We start from the raw sequence: 16,035 nt of genomic DNA on the forward strand, positions 1-16,035 counted from the left end.
ATATTAGCCTCTTCTTAAGAAAGCACCCTTTAACAAATGCTTTGCAAGTACAGATGTTGTAACTGAACCTACGCCACCTGGCACTGGTGTAAGGATTGAAGCCTTTTCCTTAACCTTATCAAAATCCACATCACCACACAAATTGCCTTCGCTATCCACATTGATACCAACATCAATAACTACAGCGCCATCTCCAACATAGCTTTCATCTACCATACGAGCTACACCCGCTGCTGCCACTAAGACTTCAGAGTCTCTACAAGTCTTTGGCATGTCTACGGTCTTTGTATGAGTCATGGTAATTGTTGCATTTTTCTTAAGCAAAAGCATTGCCACAGGCTTACCAATTACAAGGCTTCTTCCTATAATAGTGACCTTCTTACCCTTTAAGTCAACGCCTGCAAAGTCAAGCATCTCAACTACTGCCTCTGCTGTACATGGTGCCATTCCTGTGTCATCTCCTGCAAATACCTTAGCTAGATTTGCTGGAGAAATACCATCTAAATCCTTCATCTGATTGATCTTATTCTCAATAGCCTTCTCATCTAAATGCTTTGGAAGGGGACGAAGAAGTAAGATGCCATCAATATCTTCATCTTCATTTATCTTATCAAATTCCTTCTGAAATTCTTCGTTAGTAATTTCATTAGGATAAACAAAAGATGTTACTCTAAAGCCTAACTTATCCATCTTCTTTGTAGCGCCTCTCTCATAAGACATATCATCTGGACGCTCACCAACTCTAATAATTGCAAGGTGTGGGATTGCTCCCTTTAAGCCCTTAACATCTTCTAAAATCTTCTCATTAATAGCATTAGCTACATTAATTCCTCTTAATTCCTGCATAACTATCTCCTAACCCTTAATTGCCTTAACTACTTCTTCAAATGTCTTATCAGCGATTTCTCTTGCTTCCTTTAAATAGCCTTCTGCCTTAGCATCAAGCGACTTAGCAAGTTCTCTATCCTTCATTAACTTAGTGTTAATGAATACATTTAAAGAGGCACCTTCCATTGCTGCCTTACACATGGCAATTCCAACACCTGCGTCACTAAGTGCTAGACGAGAGCCAATTACTGCAATTCGCTCAATCATCTTAATGGCCTTTAATATAAGTTCCATCATATCAAGTGGTGCATTTGTCGCAACTAATAGGGCTTCTGCCATGACCTTATCTCTATATTCTATCTCTTCTGGAGTATCTTTCTTAAGACCATAAGCCCTTGATAGGGGTTCGAAGGCTTTAGCATCCTTATCCATACAAAGAAGAAGCTCTTTAGTTAGTGCGTCTGCTTCCTTAATAGTCGCCTCTACTTCTTCCTGATACTGGGCATACTTCTTCTTACCATCAGTTAAGGCTAAAACCATGTTTCCAAGGCTCATACCAATAGCTGCCACAAGTCCCGAAGCTCCGCCGCCTCCTGGCACAGAAGCCTTTGAAGATAGCTCCTTTATAAAGTCATCTATTACCATAGTTTGCATTTCCATATTATTATCCCTTTCTTAGACCTCAATTTCTCCAGTAAATACAGTTGTTGCAGGGCCCTGCATAATAATTGTGTTCGCTTCCTTATCCCATGTGATGTTAAGATCACCACCAAGTAAGTGAAGAGTTGCATTACTATCGCATAAACCGTTTAAGTTGGTAGCTACTAAGCTAGCGCAAGCGCCTGTTCCACAAGCAAGTGTCTCGCCTGAACCTCTCTCCCAAACTCTCATATTTAAATTCTTATTATCCACAACCTGAATAAATTCTGTGTTAACCTTTTCTGGGAATGCAGGATGACATTCAAACTTAGGTCCGATTTCTTCAAGAGGGAAATCCTTAATATCAATTGTGTTATCAATATAAACAATGGCATGTGGGTTACCCATAGATACACAAGTTACCTTGTATTCCTTACCATCAACTTCAATTGTCTCATCAATAACTCTCTTATCTTCTCTATTAGAGTAGTTCTTAAGATTAGTAACATCTACAGGAATGTCTGCTGCCTCAAGAATTGGAGCACCCATATCTACCTTAACAAGGCTAACTAATCCCTTCTCGTCCTTAGTAACCTTTAAAATCTTAATTCCTGATAGAGTCTCTACTGTAAACTCATCCTTGTCAGTAAGCTTATTATCGCAAACATACTTTGCCACACATCTAATGCCGTTACCACACATCTTGCCCTGTGAACCGTCTGCGTTATACATTTCCATATAAAAATCAGCCTTATCTGACTTCTTTATAAGTATAAGTCCATCTGAACCGATTCCAAAATGTCTATCACTTACCTTAATTGCAATTTCACTAGCGTTCTCAAGCTCAGTCTTTGTGCAATCAACGTAAACGTAATCATTGCCTATACCATGCATTTTTGTAAACTTCATACACTACCTCTTTCTTTTTATGAAAATGTATCTTTTGGCCTTTTGTAAAAAAACGACCTAGAAACATTTTCCTACTACATATCTTGGGTTTAGAAAATGCTAAACCCTAATTATTGTATCAATTAGACCATACTTTAACAAGCTAAATTCTTTTGCTATTCCTCATATAAACCAATAACCATTCTCGCGGATTCCACCATAGAATTGCCACTGTCCATACTACACTTTTGTATATATCTAAATGCCTCTGGTTCCGACATATTATTTCTTTCCATTAGAAGATGCTTAGCATCATCAATTATTCTTTGTTCCTCAGGTGAACGTTTTGTAGGTGTGCTCCTCTTCTTTTTTCTAGTTCGAATCTGGGACTGTATCATCATCTCAAGTGTTGATACCAGTTCATTGGCCTTAAGAGGAGTGCCAAGACAGACTATATTATTATCTCTGCATTCTTCCCATCGGTTCTGAGAAGTTACAAGTAGCATCTCAAAACTTTTGGGCTTATATTCGTTTAGGTCTGTATAGACCATATTATCTGATAATTTATAACCACACACTATAATACCACTAGCAAGGGAGTCCGCCTGGTTTATAACCTGGGCTCCACTAGTTAGGGGCATTGCTACATCAAAGCCCTTTCTGATTAAAAGATTTCTGATGGCTCTTGCTTCTTCCAACTTAGGAAATGCAACTATTATTGTAGCCATATACTCTCCTTTAATTAGTATTTATAAAGGTACTCATCAACTTCCCACTTAGTAACTTGTTCCTTGTAGGCCTTCCATTCTGATAATTTTGCTTCAATATATTTATTAGTGATATGCTCACCTAAAACGCTACAAATAAACTTATCTTCCTTTAAGCACTTAAGGGCTTCGTAAAGATTTTCAGGAAGCTCATCAATGCCTTCCTTAGCTCTTTCTTCTTCTGTCATCTCGTAAAGGTTTCTACCAACCCCCTTTGGAACCTCTAGCTTATTCTTGATTCCATCAAGTCCTGCTGCAAGGCAACAAGCAATTACAAGATATGGATTAGCTGCTGGATCTGGGTTTCTAAGCTCAACTCTTGTGCCGCTTCCATTAACTGCAGGAATTCTAATAAGTGGACTTCTATTAGTTGAAGACCAAGCAATATAAACTGGTGCCTCGTAACCTGGCACTAATCTCTTATAGGAATTAACTATAGGATTTGTAATAGCTGCCATTCCCTTTGCATGCTTTAAAATACCTGCAATAAAGTGATAGGCTTCCTTTGATAAGCCATTAGGATCAGTATCATCTGCAAAAATGTTCTTGCCATCCTTTGTGGCAAGAGACATATTAATATGCATTCCTGAACCATTGATTCCTTCCTGTGGCTTTGGCATAAAGGTTGCATAAAGTCCATGTCTTCTAGCAATTGTCTTAACTGCTAGCTTAAAAGTCATAATAGCATCTGCTGTCTTTAGGGCTTCATCATATTTAAAATCTATCTCGTGCTGAGCTGGAGCTATTTCATGATGTGAGGCCTCAATCTCAAAGCCCATCTCTTCTAGATTAAGTACCATATCTCGTCTAACATTTTCCCCTAAATCTGTAGGACCGATATCAAAATAGCTAGCTCTCTCATAATTATTAATAATAGGGTTTCCGTCCTCGTCTGTCTGGAAAAGGAAGAATTCAAGTTCAGGACCAACATCAAACTTAAGTCCCATCTCGTCAGCCTCTTTAATTACCTTCTTTAATATGTAACGCACATTTCCCTCAAATGGTGTGCCATCTGGCATATAAACATCACAAATCAAACGGGCAACCTTACCCTGCTGTGGTCTCCATGGGAATATTTCAAATGTGTCATAATCTGGATATAAAAACATATCCGATTCTTCTATTCTTACAAAGCCTTCTACTGAAGAACCATCAAACATGCATTGATTGTCTAGAGCCTTCTCTAACTGACTTGAGGTGATTGCTACATTTTTCAAAGCACCAAAAATGTCTGTAAACTGCAATCTAATAAATTCAACGTCCTCTTCTTCTACCATTCTAAATATATCTTCTCTAGTATATTTACTCATGTATTCATCCTCCTTTAAAAAGCTTAAATTTTAATACACACATATATTAATATACATCATTTATTCATTTCTTGTATATACTATTTAACTTTCTAAATTTAAGAATTTTCCCCTATCTAGGGCTAGTTTGTAAGGTTTTGAACGCAGTGTAAGCAATCCCCCGCTTCAAAAGCGTAAGCTTTAAGCGGGGTATAAAGCTTACTAATGTCAGAAGGGGTTAAAGCCCCTTCTGACAAGTGGCACAAAGTGCCACTGCGTTCATGAGGAAGTAGCGAAGCGGATTCCGAATGTCCGCTTTACAATGTATTGTAGTCCCAAAATAAGGAATGCGCCGCAAGATTTCTCTCACGGCGCCAAAGTAGCATTATAATTCGCTTTTATCTTATTTAACTATAGACAATTATTATGTATCTTAAAATCCTGTGCAAGTTCCCTTAAGTGTTGCACCATCGATCTTATTCTTACCATTCTTAGATGTACAATCCTGAATAACTGCCTTGCCAAATGTTACTTCATAACCAAGTGCAGATGGCTTACCCTTTAATGGCCAATTATAGTTGTACTTCTTGTTAGCTTCTGCGTAGCAATTCTTCATTGTAACAACACCGTTCTGGTTGTTTCTATCAAAACCTGATGCGTAGTTACCGATTGCCTTACAACCTTCAAGGTAGTGATTTAGTGGGTCTAAATGTGCTGCCTTGCCTTCAGTCTTGTTATCAACACCACCAAGCTTGAAACCATTACCATCACCGTAAATACCATCACAGTAACCGTTGTAGTTAGCCTGGCAATTCTTGAACTGAACTGCACCATGAGCTGCGTAGCAATCCCAACCATCATCTGAATTGTATTCAGCGATACAATTTTCAAAATAGTTACCTTCACCTGAATGAAGCTTTACAGCAAATCCATCAGCGTTCTCACCCTTTGCATCTGCATTGTGATGTGAGTTACAGTTGTAGAACTTGTTGTAAGCGCCACCGTTTGATACCTGAAAACCAGCATCATCGTTGTAGCATGTTGTTACATACTTAAATGTATTGTTAGAACCTGTAATATAAATACCATTATCAGCAGCGTTCTTAATTGTTACATTTTCAATTGTACTACCATTACCACTGATTGTAATACCACGACCAGATGAACCTGATGTGCTAGAGAAGTCGATTGTTGCATTATTCTTACCAGAGATGTTAACACCAGCTGGAAGTGTGATTGCACCTGACTTAACTGTACCATCGATAACGATTGTTGTACCCTTCTTAGCGCTCTTAATAGCTGACTCTAAGCTTGTTCCGCCGTTCTTAACAGTTATTGTGCTGCCTGTTGTAGATGAGCTAGAACCTGAGCTTGATGAGCTTGAACCAGATGAGCTAGAAGAACCTGAACTAGATGATCCAGAGCTTGATGAACCTGAGCTTGATGAACCTGAGCTTGATGAACCTGATGCCTGGTCTACCTGAATCTTGTAGATGTTGATTCCGCTGTTCTTAGAATAAAGATAAATGTATCCATCAGCACCTGTATATGTATATGTCTGCTGGCTAGCTGTTGAAGCAGCTGACATTGTGCTTATTGTGTTACCGTTAGAATTAGCAACTGTAAGAGTTCTTGTTGAGCTTCCGCTACTTCTAAGAACTACCTTAATTGTGCTGTTCTTTGTTACTGGAACCTTTACAGCACGACCATTCTTATCGCCAGTTCCCCCTAGAGCTAAGCAATATGTATATGCTGTACCGTCTACTGTTGCATTCTCTGCCTTAACAGACATTGTCTTAGAACTTGTTGCAATAAGTGTAAGTCCATCAACTGACACTGTACTATTAATTGTTCCAAGATTCTTAAATGAACTATTCTTGAAGTTCCATGATGTTGATGCTGCAGAAACATTAGATACCATCAACATTAAGCTTGCTCCTGTAACTAAAACAAGCGCTAAAACAAGTGATAAAAATCTTCTTGCCTTTCTCATATTAATACCTCCCAAAACGACTTATTAATGCTACTTTAAACCTTCGCTATTAGTAGTGAACATAGGTTAATTTAACACAAATATGTTCTGTTTAATAGTCACGAGAATTCACAAAATTTTCACATTTTATTTGTGCAAAAAGCATAATTGCTTGTTTTGTCTATAGGACTTATTCTTCATTTTTATCTTTTATTAATATAGTATAATTATCTATAATAGTATATTGTTACTATATGGAACATTTATAGGAATAAAAATAGGGAAATGAAATTAGGGGATTCATTTAAGATTAGGAAATTCATTTAGATTAGGGGGAATTTTAATGATTAAAAAACACGATTTCTTATGGCTAGCCTTCTTTTTAATAATACTTATAAACGGTTTTGAGGCTGGAGGATATCAAGCAAGCTTATTAAATATAGGCAAAGATTACGATCTTTCTAATACATCTAAGGGACTTTTTGCCTCAGTTGAGCTTTTTGCCACTATGCTTGCGCCTTTATTTTTAGGTGCTTGGGCTGATAGAAACAACAAAATCAACTGCCTAAAAATAATCCTTTTTATTCAAATTCTAGCAGCTAGCTTAATTACTCTAATTAATCTAAGAAGCGTATTTATAGTTGGCGTTTTCTTTCTTGGCCTTAGTACAAGCGCCCTTCAGTTTATTACTATTGCTGCCCTAGCTGATTCCTATCCCCTATCCTATAACCAAAAAATCGGCTTTTTAACCTCTATGTATGCCTTTGGTGCTTTCATTGCACCTTTAATTGTTAGTGTTTATCTAAAAATTGGACTAAGCTGGAAAACCTTATTCCTTCTTATTGCCCTTGCCACAGTTTTTGCATTTTTAGGACTAACCAAGTCTAATAACTACCAAAAGGAAACAGTCGTTAATCCGGATTTAGAAGGGGAAAACGGCGGAAACTTCATTATTTTGGCCATTATATGTCTATGTGTTATTATGTGTATCTATGTTGGTTTTGAAAATGGATTCGCTTTCTTTATAGATAGCCTATTTGCCCAGGAATTAAACTCTAACCTAGGCAAATACGCTTTAAGTTTATTCTGGATTATTATGATTCCTGCAAGAGTATTAGTTGGTTATCTTGGAAAATATTCAAAAATAATTTTACTTATCTGTATAATTTCCATTCCAACCATAATTTTACTTATAACCAACTTAATTAACCCTATTGGAATCTTACTTTTGTGCATACCACTAGGCTTTGCATCAGGCGCAATCTATCCTAGTGTCTTAAATATAGCCATGCCGCTAGCTGGCTCAAAAAAGGCCACAGCCACAGGAATGATAACAACTGCCACAGGAATTGGTGGTGTCTGTTTTACAGCCCTTACAGGCTTTGTCGGTGGGCAGTATAACCTAAGAATTGCTATTCTGGTTCTTGCTGCATTTTTCCTAATATCACTAATAGCCTTACTTATCTTAATTAGAATTACTAAAAAACTAACTTAATCTCTAATTAAAGCTTACTTTATAGCTGGCATTAAACTCCTGTCCTACTGCGAGTTCATTGCCCCATTCACGCTTAGTTAAGTCTTTATTAAAGCCTTCTTTATCTGTTCTACCATACCAAGGCTCAATACAGATAAATGGAACGTCTTTCTTTGCTGCTGACCAAAGGCCAAATACTGGGGCATCAAACTCTACGGTTACGTACTTTCTGCCCTTATAATCAAGAGAAATCTTGCTAGCCTGCTTATTCTCAAGGATTAAAGCATCCTTATCAAAGAAAGTCTTATCAACTTCAAATTCACTATTCTCATTTAAAGGAAGCTTATATTCCTCGTCAACTAATAAGCCATTCTCGCTTAATAACTTATAGCTGATTCCCTTAGCTTCATCTGATATCTTCTCAAAACAAATCTTAACCCCTGCCTGAGATTCCTTTAAATCCGGGCAAACAAAGGCTGGATGACCACCAAGGCTAAAATACATTGTCTTAGTATCCTTATTTACAACCTTAATCTTCTTTGTAACTGCATTTTCAGCCAAATCATATTCCACATAAAGCTCAAAATCAAAAGGATACTTTGCCTTAGTTTCCTCATCCGACTCTAACTTCATTACAAGCTTCTGATTAGCATTTTCCACAAGTGTAAATTCCTTATCTCTTGCAAAGCCATGCTGAGTCATAGTATAAGTCTTGCCCTCGTAAACGCTTTCATTATCAGCATATTTACCTACAATCGGGAAAAGGATTGGGGCAGTTCTCTTCCAAGCCTCTGGATTAGCCGACCACATATATTCTTCCCCTGTCTTAACAGACTTAACTGATTTAATCTCACAGCCCTTTGAATTAACTGTAAGCTTTAATTCATCATTTTCTATAAAAAACTCCATATTAAACCTCCAATTCAAATCATCTTTTTATTTCCAATGTTCATTGATTTATTTTGACATTGTTTAATTATAAACAAAGTCCTTATTATTTTCAATAAAGCCAAGTCTAGATTCTTAAATCGAACTTCTTAAGTAAAATAAAAAAGAGAGCCTTTAAAAGACTCTCTTAAATCTATGCGGATAACAGGAATCGAACCTGCACGGGGTACCCCACTAGAACCTAAATCTAGCGCGTCTGCCAGTTCCGCCATATCCGCGAACATTCAATATATTATCATGTTTTTAAGCGTACGTCAAGTATAAAAAAGCTTTTCTATTATCTTTGCTCTATCTTCCCATGTATGTCCGTTTTTTGCAAAAATATAGGCGCTATTTGCCATTTTAGATAGCTTTTCCTTATCCTCTAACAAATTCCTTAATTTCACCCCAAAGTCCTCTATTAGGCCTAAATCAAAGCCTGATGCCTCATAATCTCTTAAAAGCTCAAGACTATATCTTATGCAGTTCTCCTCCGTTAGAATTTCCTTATCTAAAAATGTGCTGCTATCTGTAAGTAACACTGCCCCATTAAGCATAGATGTAAAAATCCTATCATGAGCCCCCGCCTTAAACCAAGGCATGACATTTAGGGAAATCTTTGCCTGACTTATGCTATCAAGACACTTCTTCGTATTACCACTGCCAAGCATGTTTAAATTCTCAGGATGCTTTAGCTTCATATACTCAAAGCCCTCCCCCACAAGTGTAAGCTTAAAGCCAAGGTCTGTTAGTGCCCTTATCATTAGCTCCCTATAGTGAAAACGCACCGCCAAATCCACATAGGACATGGTCTGCATAGCCTCTCTTATCTCTGCCTCTGTTATGCCTTCTATCTCCTTAATTAAGGCCTCTTGTCCGATTTTTTCAATTGTTTCTTTCGGTTCCTTTATCATTCTCGTAAGGACACTCTCATAAAAGTCTATGTAGTCCTGTCCCATTTTTTCAATAGACTTTTGCAAAATGTATTTCGGAGTGAAGTTGCCTGTAAAGACAATGTCATATTTTCTCTCATCCATGAATAAATAAGGCCTATCCGGCAAAATATCCCTATCTTTATTTAGCTCCATTCCAGCCGTCATAAGAAAGCTAACATTCTTTATTTCAGGATAAAAATGTCGCATATATTCAAAATGATTTTTATCAATATTTATCTGATGATAGTTCTTTGGTAAGTACTTATGATACTTGTGATAGTAAAGTGGGTGATCCACCACCATATTAATAACCTTAACATGGTAATTATCCCAGATATTAGTTAGCTTAGGGTTTGAAGCTAGCTTCTGGCTGTTTAAGCTGTCCTTACAATCTGCTTGTCCACACTCAGTTTCAGTATTCTTCACCGATTCACTATCAAGAAAATACAAGCCTTCTTCCCCAGCAATTCCCTCATGATTAAAAGTAAAGGCTATGAAATCCTCACTTTTATTGGCATCAAAAAATCCCTTTAGCCTAGAGACTTCACTTGCTCCGACCAAAAGATTATACCAAAAGATTTCATAGCCTTTTTCTTCTAAATATCTTGCTATCTCCATTGAAAAATATTCTAGAGTTTCAACTCCACCCATAAACATAATTAATTTCATGCTATCCCCCAAAATCACTAATTACATGCTTATGTATCTAACTAATTAGATTATCTATATTTAGATAATCTATAATTACATTTTTCTATTTAGATTCTTTCTAACTTTTACGCTTCTTTAATTGCCTCGAAAATATCATTAAGGGCAGATACATCAATATCTTCTGCTCTACCTGAATCAACCATTGCTGCAACTTCTGGCTTAATTGGAAGCTTTGCAACTGTCTTAATATCAAGATCCTTTGCGATTTCATCGATATGACTTTCACCATAGATGTAATGCTTCTTGCCGCAGTCAGGGCATTCAAAATATGACATATTTTCAACGATACCAAGTACTGGAACCTTCATCATCTTAGCCATCTTAACAGCCTTCTCAACTATCATAGAAACTAGATCCTGAGGAGATGTTACAACTACAATACCTGCAACTGGTAATGTCTGGAAAATTGTAAGTGGAACGTCACCTGTTCCTGGAGGACAGTCTACAAACATTAAGTCAACGTCTTCCCATAAAACCTCTTCCCAGAACTGCTTTACTGCATTAGCAATAACTGGACCTCTCCAAATAACTGGATCTGTCTCATTATCCATTAAAAGGTTAAGAGACATCATCTTAATACCTGTACTTGTAATAGCTGGGTAAATAACTGTACCAGCCTCATCTGTCATAGCTCTATCCTTAACACCAAAAGATCTTGGAATTGAAGGGCCTGTAATATCAGCATCTAAAATAGCTGTGCTTAAGCCAGCCTGTCTTGACTTTACTGAAAGCATAGAAGTAACAAGTGACTTACCAACGCCACCCTTACCACTAACTACTGCAATTACTTTCTTAACACCATCATAATTATTAGCCTTCTTTGGCTCTTCCTTAACTGGTGGCTTTAAGTCGCTAATAGACTTAGCGTTATTTGTTTCATTTCTGTATTCTTCGCTCATCGAGTCTTCCTCCGAATTATTTACTCAATTGATATTATACAACATGGATTAGAATAATGGAATTTATATAAATGCAAATTTAAGAAACTTGTCTTTAAAGAAAGGGTAAAAAAAAGCCAGAAGATTAAATCTTCTGGCTTTAATTATGAGTCCAGCGGGGATCGAACCCGCGACACCTAGATTAAAAGTCTAGTGCTCTACCAACTGAGCTATGAACCCAAAGTGATTTCAGGATTATCGCTAATCCAACTGGGCTAGCTGGATTCGAACCAGCGAATGCAGGGATCAAAACCCTGTGCCTTACCGCTTGGCGATAGCCCAATATAACTGAATAATCAGTTTAGTATATATCATCCGCTTCCGCGTATATCGTCAAACTAAATAATCCCCCGAAATAACAAGCGTTATCAAGTCCCTTAAATAAAAAAAGGGTGGGTACAGGGATTCGAACCCTGGACCTTCAGAGCCACAATCTGACGCGCTGACCAGCTGTGCTATACCCACCATAAAAATAAGTGTGCCCGGGGGGATTCGAACCCTCGACCCACGGCTTAGAAGGCCGTTGCTCTATCCAACTGAGCTACGGACACACGAAGCGGGTGATGGGAATCGAACCCACGTATCTAGCTTGGAAGGCTAGTGTTCTACCATTGAACTACACCCGCAGATTATTTAGTTGTAAGTCGGGGTGACAGGATTCGAACCTGCGACCTCTTGATCCCAAATCAAGCGCTCTAGCCAAGCTGAGCCACACCCCGAGGTGTTTGTCTTTGTTGTTGATGTGTCGCAACAACAAGATGTATTTTACATCAGTGAGTTGTTATTGTCAAGTGTTTTTTTGACTTTTTTTCAACTCTTTTTGAGAAACTCGATTGCCTTCAAACACTGATGGAATCTATATTCTCAAACTGTTGCAACTATACCAGATGCTTGCCTCCCAGCCGCTTTGTCGTGGCAGTCACAACAGTTATTAACTATACACTATATTTCCTTAATTGTAAAGTCTATTTTGCAATTTTTTTCAAAATCTTCGAATTCCATCATAATATAGGTGCATTTTCTGCTCTCTTGACGAGGATAACTAATACTTCCAGGGTTAATAAAGGTAATATCCTTCTCCTCCTGAATAAGTGGTCTATGAGTATGTCCAAACATGACAATATCTATATCTCTAGCCTTACATTCCTCTCTTAGAGTCTGCAAATCAAGAGAAACATAATAATAGTGTCCATGTGTAAGTAAAATCTTCTTTCCAGCAATAGTAATTTCCTGTTCTGCAGGCATATTAGAACTAAAATCGTTATTTCCTGGCACCATGATAGTCTCACAGCCTGCCATAGCCTCTATAACGTCCTCTTCGCCTTCAAAATCCCCTAAATGTATCAACTTATCGATTTGGCCCTCGTTATGAAGCGCCTGGGCTAAATTAGCCTCTTTACGATGAGTATCACTTACAATCATAATTCTATGCATAATTCTTAAGCTCCTCTTTAATTAGTGCTAATGCCTTACCTCTGTGACTGATCCTGTTCTTCTCCTCTGGGCTTAGAGAAGCTGATGTCTTACCATATTCTGGTAAAAATACGATTGGATCATAACCAAATCCATTCTCCCCTGATATTTCCTTAGCTAAAAGGCCTTCCATTGTGCCTCTCTTTACTAATTCTCTACCGTCTGGGAAAACTACTGCAATGGCGCATACGAAACGGCATGATCTATCCTGTCCTTCAACGCCCTCTAACTTCTCAATTAAAGCCTTATTTTTAATATCATAACTTGTGTCATGACCCATAAATCTTGCTGAGTATACTCCTGGAGCCTTATCTAAATAGTCAATTTCAAGTCCAGAGTCATCTGCCATTGTCATCTTTCCTGTAATCTTAGCAATAGCTCTTGCCTTTATAAGTGCGTTTTCTTCAAATGTAGTGCCATTTTCCTCAACATCCACATCAATTCCGGCATCTTTAAGTGAAATGATGTCGTAGTCGCATAGAATCTGCTTTACTTCTTTTACCTTATCTTTGTTGTTAGAAGCTAATATAATTTCTGACATTTTTGCCTCCCCTAATTTATTTTGAGCGCAATTTATTATTTGCGGTTGCACTCAGAAAGATATTTATTTTTTTTACTCGTCAGATAGATGATATAAGTATTGTAAATATGCTCATACTATAGTTATTTGTCTGTCTTTTTTGGTGGCTTTGGTCCGATATATGAGTAAAAATATGTCTTTAACATGCCGTTATAGATTTTTCTATTCTTATCTGCCTTCTTGCCATAATATTTCTGCGCATCCTCGTAAGATGTGATCATGTAAACTGACCAAGTATCGAGTAATGCTGCCTGACGTCCAAAATCAGAGTAAATCTTAGGAAGTGTCTCCTTATCCTCTAATCGCTCGCCATAAGGTGGATTAGTGATGATAAAGCCGTACTTCTTGTGGTGGCTTAACTCCTCCACGCCTCGATTTTGAAAATGTATCAAATGATCAACGCCAGCTCTTTTAGCGTTGATTCTCGCCTTCTTAATTACCTCTTCATCAATGTCATAAGCCTGAATTTCAGTCTCAACATCTAATTCTTCAAGGTCTCTTGCCTCTTCTCTAGCATCCTTCCAAAGGGACTTATCAATGAAGTTAGTCCACTTCTCAGCCTGGAAGTTTCTCTCTACGCCGGGAGCAATATTAGCCGCCATCATAGCTGCTTCTATTGCAAATGTACCACTACCGCAGAATGGATCAACTAAAATTCTATCCTTCTTCCATGGAGTTAACATAATTAACGCAGCTGCAAGTGTCTCTGAAATAGGAGCTTTACCAGCTACCGGACGATAACCTCTTTTATGAAGAGAAACGCCTGTTGTATCTAATGCAAGTGTTACCATATCCTTCATAATTGTTACTCTAATTGGATAGCTCTCGCCATCTTCATCAAACCAATTAACGCTATATTTGTCCTTTAAACGGTCTACAATAGCCTTTTTAACAATGGACTGAATATCTGAGCTACTAAAAAGCTTACTGTTAACTGAATTAGCCTTTGTTACCCAGAATTTACCATTCTTAGGAATAAACTCTTCCCATGGTAATTCCTTTGTCTGATCGAATAATTCTGTAAATGTAGTAGCCTTAAACTGGCCTACCTTAAGAAGAATTCTCTCAGTTGTTCTAAGATTAATATTAGCTCTAGCAATAGCTTCAGCATCGCCAATAAAGGTTACCTTACCATCTTCAACCTGTGAGATGTCATAACCTAAATCGTATATTTCTCTTTTTAATACCGCCTCAAGTCCAAAGTGACATGGCGCAATCAATTCAAATGTATTCATAACTTACTCCAAAATATTTCTTAGTGAATTATACATATACACTGTGCTTTTATTTTTAAATGCACATACACTTATATTAATTCCTATGGAATTCAATGTCAATTTTACTAAAGTCCAATGCTAGATTATCTGGATTTTACTAACATGAATAATCATGCTGATAGCTCTAGGTCTTAACCAGTTTATGTTTGGAATTAGTATTAAAATGTAAGAATTTGTATAATTCATGATAATAAAAAAACCTTGCAAAGAAAGTTTGCAAGGTCAATGTACGTGACAAGATTCGAACTCGCGACCTTCTGGTCCGTAGCCAGACGCTCTATCCAGCTGAGCTACACGTACATATAAAGTAAACATCAAAGATGTTTAAGTGCCGGCAACGGGAATCGAACCCGTATGGGAGTATAAGTCCCGCAGGATTTTAAGTCCTGTGCGTCTGCCAGTTCCGCCACACCGGCATGTGTGGTTTTTAGCCCTTTTAAGACTTAAATGGGGCCTACAGGGCTCGAACCTGTGACCCTCTGCTTGTAAGGCAGATGCTCTCCCAGCTGAGCTAAGACCCCATATGTAAACATTGTTTACTTTACAATATTTAATTGTAAACGACCCGGATGGGGTTCGAACCCACGACCTCCGCCGTGACAGGGCGGCGCTCTAACCAGCTGAGCCACCAGGCCATAATAATTTTTTAAAAAAACGAGTAGAACAAATGGACCTTCGGGGACTCGAACCCAGGACCGACCGGTTATGAGCCGGTTGCTCTAACCAACTGAGCTAAAGGTCCAAATAAGAGCCGACAGTCGGAGTCGAACCAACAACCTGCTGATTACAAATCAGCTGCTCTGCCATTGAGCCATGTCGGCATGAAAATCTACGCATTTGCTCTACTCTATGACGCCAAGGGGATTTGAACCCCTGATACCACCGTGAAAGGGTGGTGTCTTAACCGCTTGACCATGGCGCCTTATTTGTATTCATACAAATAGTGATATTCCTATCACAGCTCCCCGAGTAGGGCTCGAACCTACAACAACTCGGTTAACAGCCGAGTGCTCTACCATTGAGCTATCGAGGAATATTATCTTATCGATAATGCCTGAAAGATTGCTCTTTCAAAACTGCACATTAAATATATCATCCGTTTGATTATCCTTAAAGAATAACCCTCGTTTTGTTCAGTGATTTCTCACTCTCTATCCAAACCTTAACCTTTACTTGGTTAAGCCCTCGACCTATTAGTACAAATCAGCTCCACATGTCACCACGCTTCCACCTTTTGCCTATCAACCTCGTCGTCTTCAAGGGGTCTTACTACATTCGTATGGGATATCTCATCTTGAGGGGGGCTTCACGCTTAGATGCCTTCAGCGTTTATCCCG

At 38.1% G+C, this 16,035-nt stretch carries 13 protein-coding genes, 15 tRNA genes and 1 rRNA gene; 1 reads left to right on the forward strand and 28 read right to left on the reverse strand.

Translation table 11 applies throughout. The annotated features are described in order from the left end of the window. Positions 1-3: 3 nt before the first annotated feature. The 6 genes from G600_RS0110435 to G600_RS15990 all read right to left on the reverse strand — a co-directional run bounded on the left by G600_RS0110435 (position 4) and on the right by G600_RS15990 (position 6,404). Positions 4-846 carry a bifunctional 5,10-methylenetetrahydrofolate dehydrogenase/5,10-methenyltetrahydrofolate cyclohydrolase gene (locus G600_RS0110435; protein ID WP_027431886.1) on the reverse strand — a complete coding sequence of 281 codons (843 nt, stop codon included), beginning with the start codon at positions 844-846 and terminating at the stop codon, positions 4-6. A 9-nt stretch (positions 847-855) separates the two neighbouring features. Beyond that, positions 856-1,488 (reverse strand): cyclodeaminase/cyclohydrolase family protein, encoded by a 633-nt coding sequence (locus tag G600_RS0110440; protein ID WP_027431887.1) that lies wholly within the window; start codon positions 1,486-1,488, stop codon positions 856-858. 15 nt (positions 1,489-1,503) lie between these two features. Next, a complete protein-coding gene (dapF, locus tag G600_RS0110445) occupies positions 1,504-2,376 on the reverse strand; it encodes a diaminopimelate epimerase (protein WP_027431888.1) in 873 nt (290 codons plus the stop codon). A 155-nt stretch (positions 2,377-2,531) separates the two neighbouring features. Beyond that, on the reverse strand, positions 2,532-3,083 hold the full coding sequence (locus tag G600_RS0110450; RefSeq protein ID WP_027431889.1) for an ANTAR domain-containing response regulator: 552 nt from the start codon (positions 3,081-3,083) through the stop codon (positions 2,532-2,534). A 14-nt stretch (positions 3,084-3,097) separates the two neighbouring features. Next, the gene (gene glnA, locus G600_RS0110455) at positions 3,098-4,432 is read right to left on the reverse strand and encodes a type I glutamate--ammonia ligase (protein WP_027431890.1); all 1,335 of its coding nucleotides are present in this window, start codon (positions 4,430-4,432) and stop codon (positions 3,098-3,100) included. A 412-nt stretch (positions 4,433-4,844) separates the two neighbouring features. Then, a complete protein-coding gene (locus G600_RS15990) occupies positions 4,845-6,404 on the reverse strand; it encodes a right-handed parallel beta-helix repeat-containing protein (RefSeq protein ID WP_027431891.1) in 1,560 nt (519 codons plus the stop codon). A gap of 322 nt (positions 6,405-6,726) precedes the next feature. Between G600_RS15990 and G600_RS0110465 the strand changes: the two genes are divergently transcribed. Next, positions 6,727-7,878 (forward strand): MFS transporter, encoded by a 1,152-nt coding sequence (locus G600_RS0110465; RefSeq protein WP_027431892.1) that lies wholly within the window; start codon positions 6,727-6,729, stop codon positions 7,876-7,878. Between the two features lie 3 nt (positions 7,879-7,881). Here the strand turns inward: G600_RS0110465 and G600_RS0110470 are convergent, their stop codons facing one another. The 22 genes from G600_RS0110470 to G600_RS0110575 form a co-directional block, all read right to left on the reverse strand. After that, the gene (locus G600_RS0110470) at positions 7,882-8,766 is read right to left on the reverse strand and encodes an aldose 1-epimerase family protein (RefSeq protein ID WP_027431893.1); all 885 of its coding nucleotides are present in this window, start codon (positions 8,764-8,766) and stop codon (positions 7,882-7,884) included. Between the two features lie 175 nt (positions 8,767-8,941). Next, positions 8,942-9,023: transfer RNA gene (locus G600_RS0110475), tRNA-Leu, on the reverse strand. Positions 9,024-9,059: 36 nt separating this feature from the next. Beyond that, positions 9,060-10,388, reverse strand: coding sequence for a glycosyltransferase family protein (locus tag G600_RS0110480; protein WP_027431894.1), 1,329 nt, complete (start codon positions 10,386-10,388; stop codon positions 9,060-9,062). A gap of 107 nt (positions 10,389-10,495) precedes the next feature. Beyond that, complete coding sequence (locus tag G600_RS0110485; RefSeq protein ID WP_027431895.1) at positions 10,496-11,329, reverse strand: Mrp/NBP35 family ATP-binding protein; 834 nt, start codon at positions 11,327-11,329, stop codon at positions 10,496-10,498. Positions 11,330-11,475: 146 nt separating this feature from the next. Then, positions 11,476-11,548: transfer RNA gene (locus G600_RS0110490), tRNA-Lys, on the reverse strand. A 30-nt stretch (positions 11,549-11,578) separates the two neighbouring features. Then, positions 11,579-11,650 (reverse strand) — tRNA-Gln (locus G600_RS0110495). 109 nt (positions 11,651-11,759) lie between these two features. Continuing rightward, a tRNA-His gene (locus G600_RS0110500) sits at positions 11,760-11,833 on the reverse strand. Positions 11,834-11,845: 12 nt separating this feature from the next. Next, positions 11,846-11,919 (reverse strand) — tRNA-Arg (locus tag G600_RS0110505). Positions 11,920-11,923: 4 nt separating this feature from the next. Continuing rightward, positions 11,924-11,994 (reverse strand) — tRNA-Gly (locus G600_RS0110510). 18 nt (positions 11,995-12,012) lie between these two features. After that, positions 12,013-12,087: transfer RNA gene (locus tag G600_RS0110515), tRNA-Pro, on the reverse strand. A 223-nt stretch (positions 12,088-12,310) separates the two neighbouring features. Beyond that, positions 12,311-12,802, reverse strand: coding sequence for a metallophosphoesterase family protein (locus G600_RS0110520; protein WP_034246276.1), 492 nt, complete (start codon positions 12,800-12,802; stop codon positions 12,311-12,313). After that, positions 12,795-13,382 (reverse strand): XTP/dITP diphosphatase, encoded by a 588-nt coding sequence (locus G600_RS0110525; RefSeq protein ID WP_027431897.1) that lies wholly within the window; start codon positions 13,380-13,382, stop codon positions 12,795-12,797. Before G600_RS0110525 ends, G600_RS0110520 begins: the two co-directional genes overlap by 8 nt. A 122-nt stretch (positions 13,383-13,504) precedes the next feature. Continuing rightward, positions 13,505-14,656 carry a THUMP domain-containing class I SAM-dependent RNA methyltransferase gene (locus G600_RS0110530; RefSeq protein ID WP_027431898.1) on the reverse strand — a complete coding sequence of 384 codons (1,152 nt, stop codon included), beginning with the start codon at positions 14,654-14,656 and terminating at the stop codon, positions 13,505-13,507. 268 nt (positions 14,657-14,924) lie between these two features. Beyond that, positions 14,925-14,998: transfer RNA gene (locus G600_RS0110535), tRNA-Arg, on the reverse strand. A 29-nt stretch (positions 14,999-15,027) separates the two neighbouring features. Next, a tRNA-Leu gene (locus G600_RS0110540) sits at positions 15,028-15,114 on the reverse strand. A 32-nt stretch (positions 15,115-15,146) separates the two neighbouring features. Beyond that, positions 15,147-15,219: transfer RNA gene (locus tag G600_RS0110545), tRNA-Val, on the reverse strand. Positions 15,220-15,259: 40 nt separating this feature from the next. Then, positions 15,260-15,333: transfer RNA gene (locus tag G600_RS0110550), tRNA-Asp, on the reverse strand. 33 nt (positions 15,334-15,366) lie between these two features. Further along, a tRNA-Ile gene (locus G600_RS0110555) sits at positions 15,367-15,440 on the reverse strand. A gap of 7 nt (positions 15,441-15,447) precedes the next feature. Further along, a tRNA-Thr gene (locus tag G600_RS0110560) sits at positions 15,448-15,519 on the reverse strand. A 29-nt stretch (positions 15,520-15,548) separates the two neighbouring features. After that, positions 15,549-15,620, reverse strand: a tRNA-Glu gene (locus tag G600_RS0110565). Between the two features lie 39 nt (positions 15,621-15,659). Further along, positions 15,660-15,731, reverse strand: a tRNA-Asn gene (locus G600_RS0110570). Positions 15,732-15,871: 140 nt separating this feature from the next. Further along, positions 15,872-16,035: ribosomal RNA gene (locus G600_RS0110575) — 23S ribosomal RNA — on the reverse strand; the annotation flags it as partial.

The sequence above is a fragment of the Lachnospira multipara ATCC 19207 genome (assembly GCF_000424105.1).
Taxonomy (GTDB): Bacteria; Bacillota; Clostridia; order Lachnospirales; family Lachnospiraceae; genus Lachnospira; species Lachnospira multipara.

Coding starts and splice junctions, on each gene's coding strand:
- G600_RS0110485 (WP_027431895.1), bottom strand. CDS start 11,329: ATGAGCGAAGAATACAGAAATGAAACAAATAACGCTAAGTCTATTAGC.
- glnA (WP_027431890.1), bottom strand. CDS start 4,432: ATGAGTAAATATACTAGAGAAGATATATTTAGAATGGTAGAAGAAGAG.
- G600_RS0110525 (WP_027431897.1), bottom strand. CDS start 13,382: ATGTCAGAAATTATATTAGCTTCTAACAACAAAGATAAGGTAAAAGAA.
- G600_RS0110520 (WP_034246276.1), bottom strand. CDS start 12,802: ATGCATAGAATTATGATTGTAAGTGATACTCATCGTAAAGAGGCTAAT.
- G600_RS0110435 (WP_027431886.1), bottom strand. CDS start 846: ATGCAGGAATTAAGAGGAATTAATGTAGCTAATGCTATTAATGAGAAG.
- G600_RS0110480 (WP_027431894.1), bottom strand. CDS start 10,388: ATGAAATTAATTATGTTTATGGGTGGAGTTGAAACTCTAGAATATTTT.
- G600_RS15990 (WP_027431891.1), bottom strand. CDS start 6,404: ATGAGAAAGGCAAGAAGATTTTTATCACTTGTTTTAGCGCTTGTTTTA.
- G600_RS0110465 (WP_027431892.1), top strand. CDS start 6,727: ATGATTAAAAAACACGATTTCTTATGGCTAGCCTTCTTTTTAATAATA.
- G600_RS0110450 (WP_027431889.1), bottom strand. CDS start 3,083: ATGGCTACAATAATAGTTGCATTTCCTAAGTTGGAAGAAGCAAGAGCC.
- G600_RS0110530 (WP_027431898.1), bottom strand. CDS start 14,656: ATGAATACATTTGAATTGATTGCGCCATGTCACTTTGGACTTGAGGCG.
- dapF (WP_027431888.1), bottom strand. CDS start 2,376: ATGAAGTTTACAAAAATGCATGGTATAGGCAATGATTACGTTTACGTT.
- G600_RS0110440 (WP_027431887.1), bottom strand. CDS start 1,488: ATGGAAATGCAAACTATGGTAATAGATGACTTTATAAAGGAGCTATCT.
- G600_RS0110470 (WP_027431893.1), bottom strand. CDS start 8,766: ATGGAGTTTTTTATAGAAAATGATGAATTAAAGCTTACAGTTAATTCA.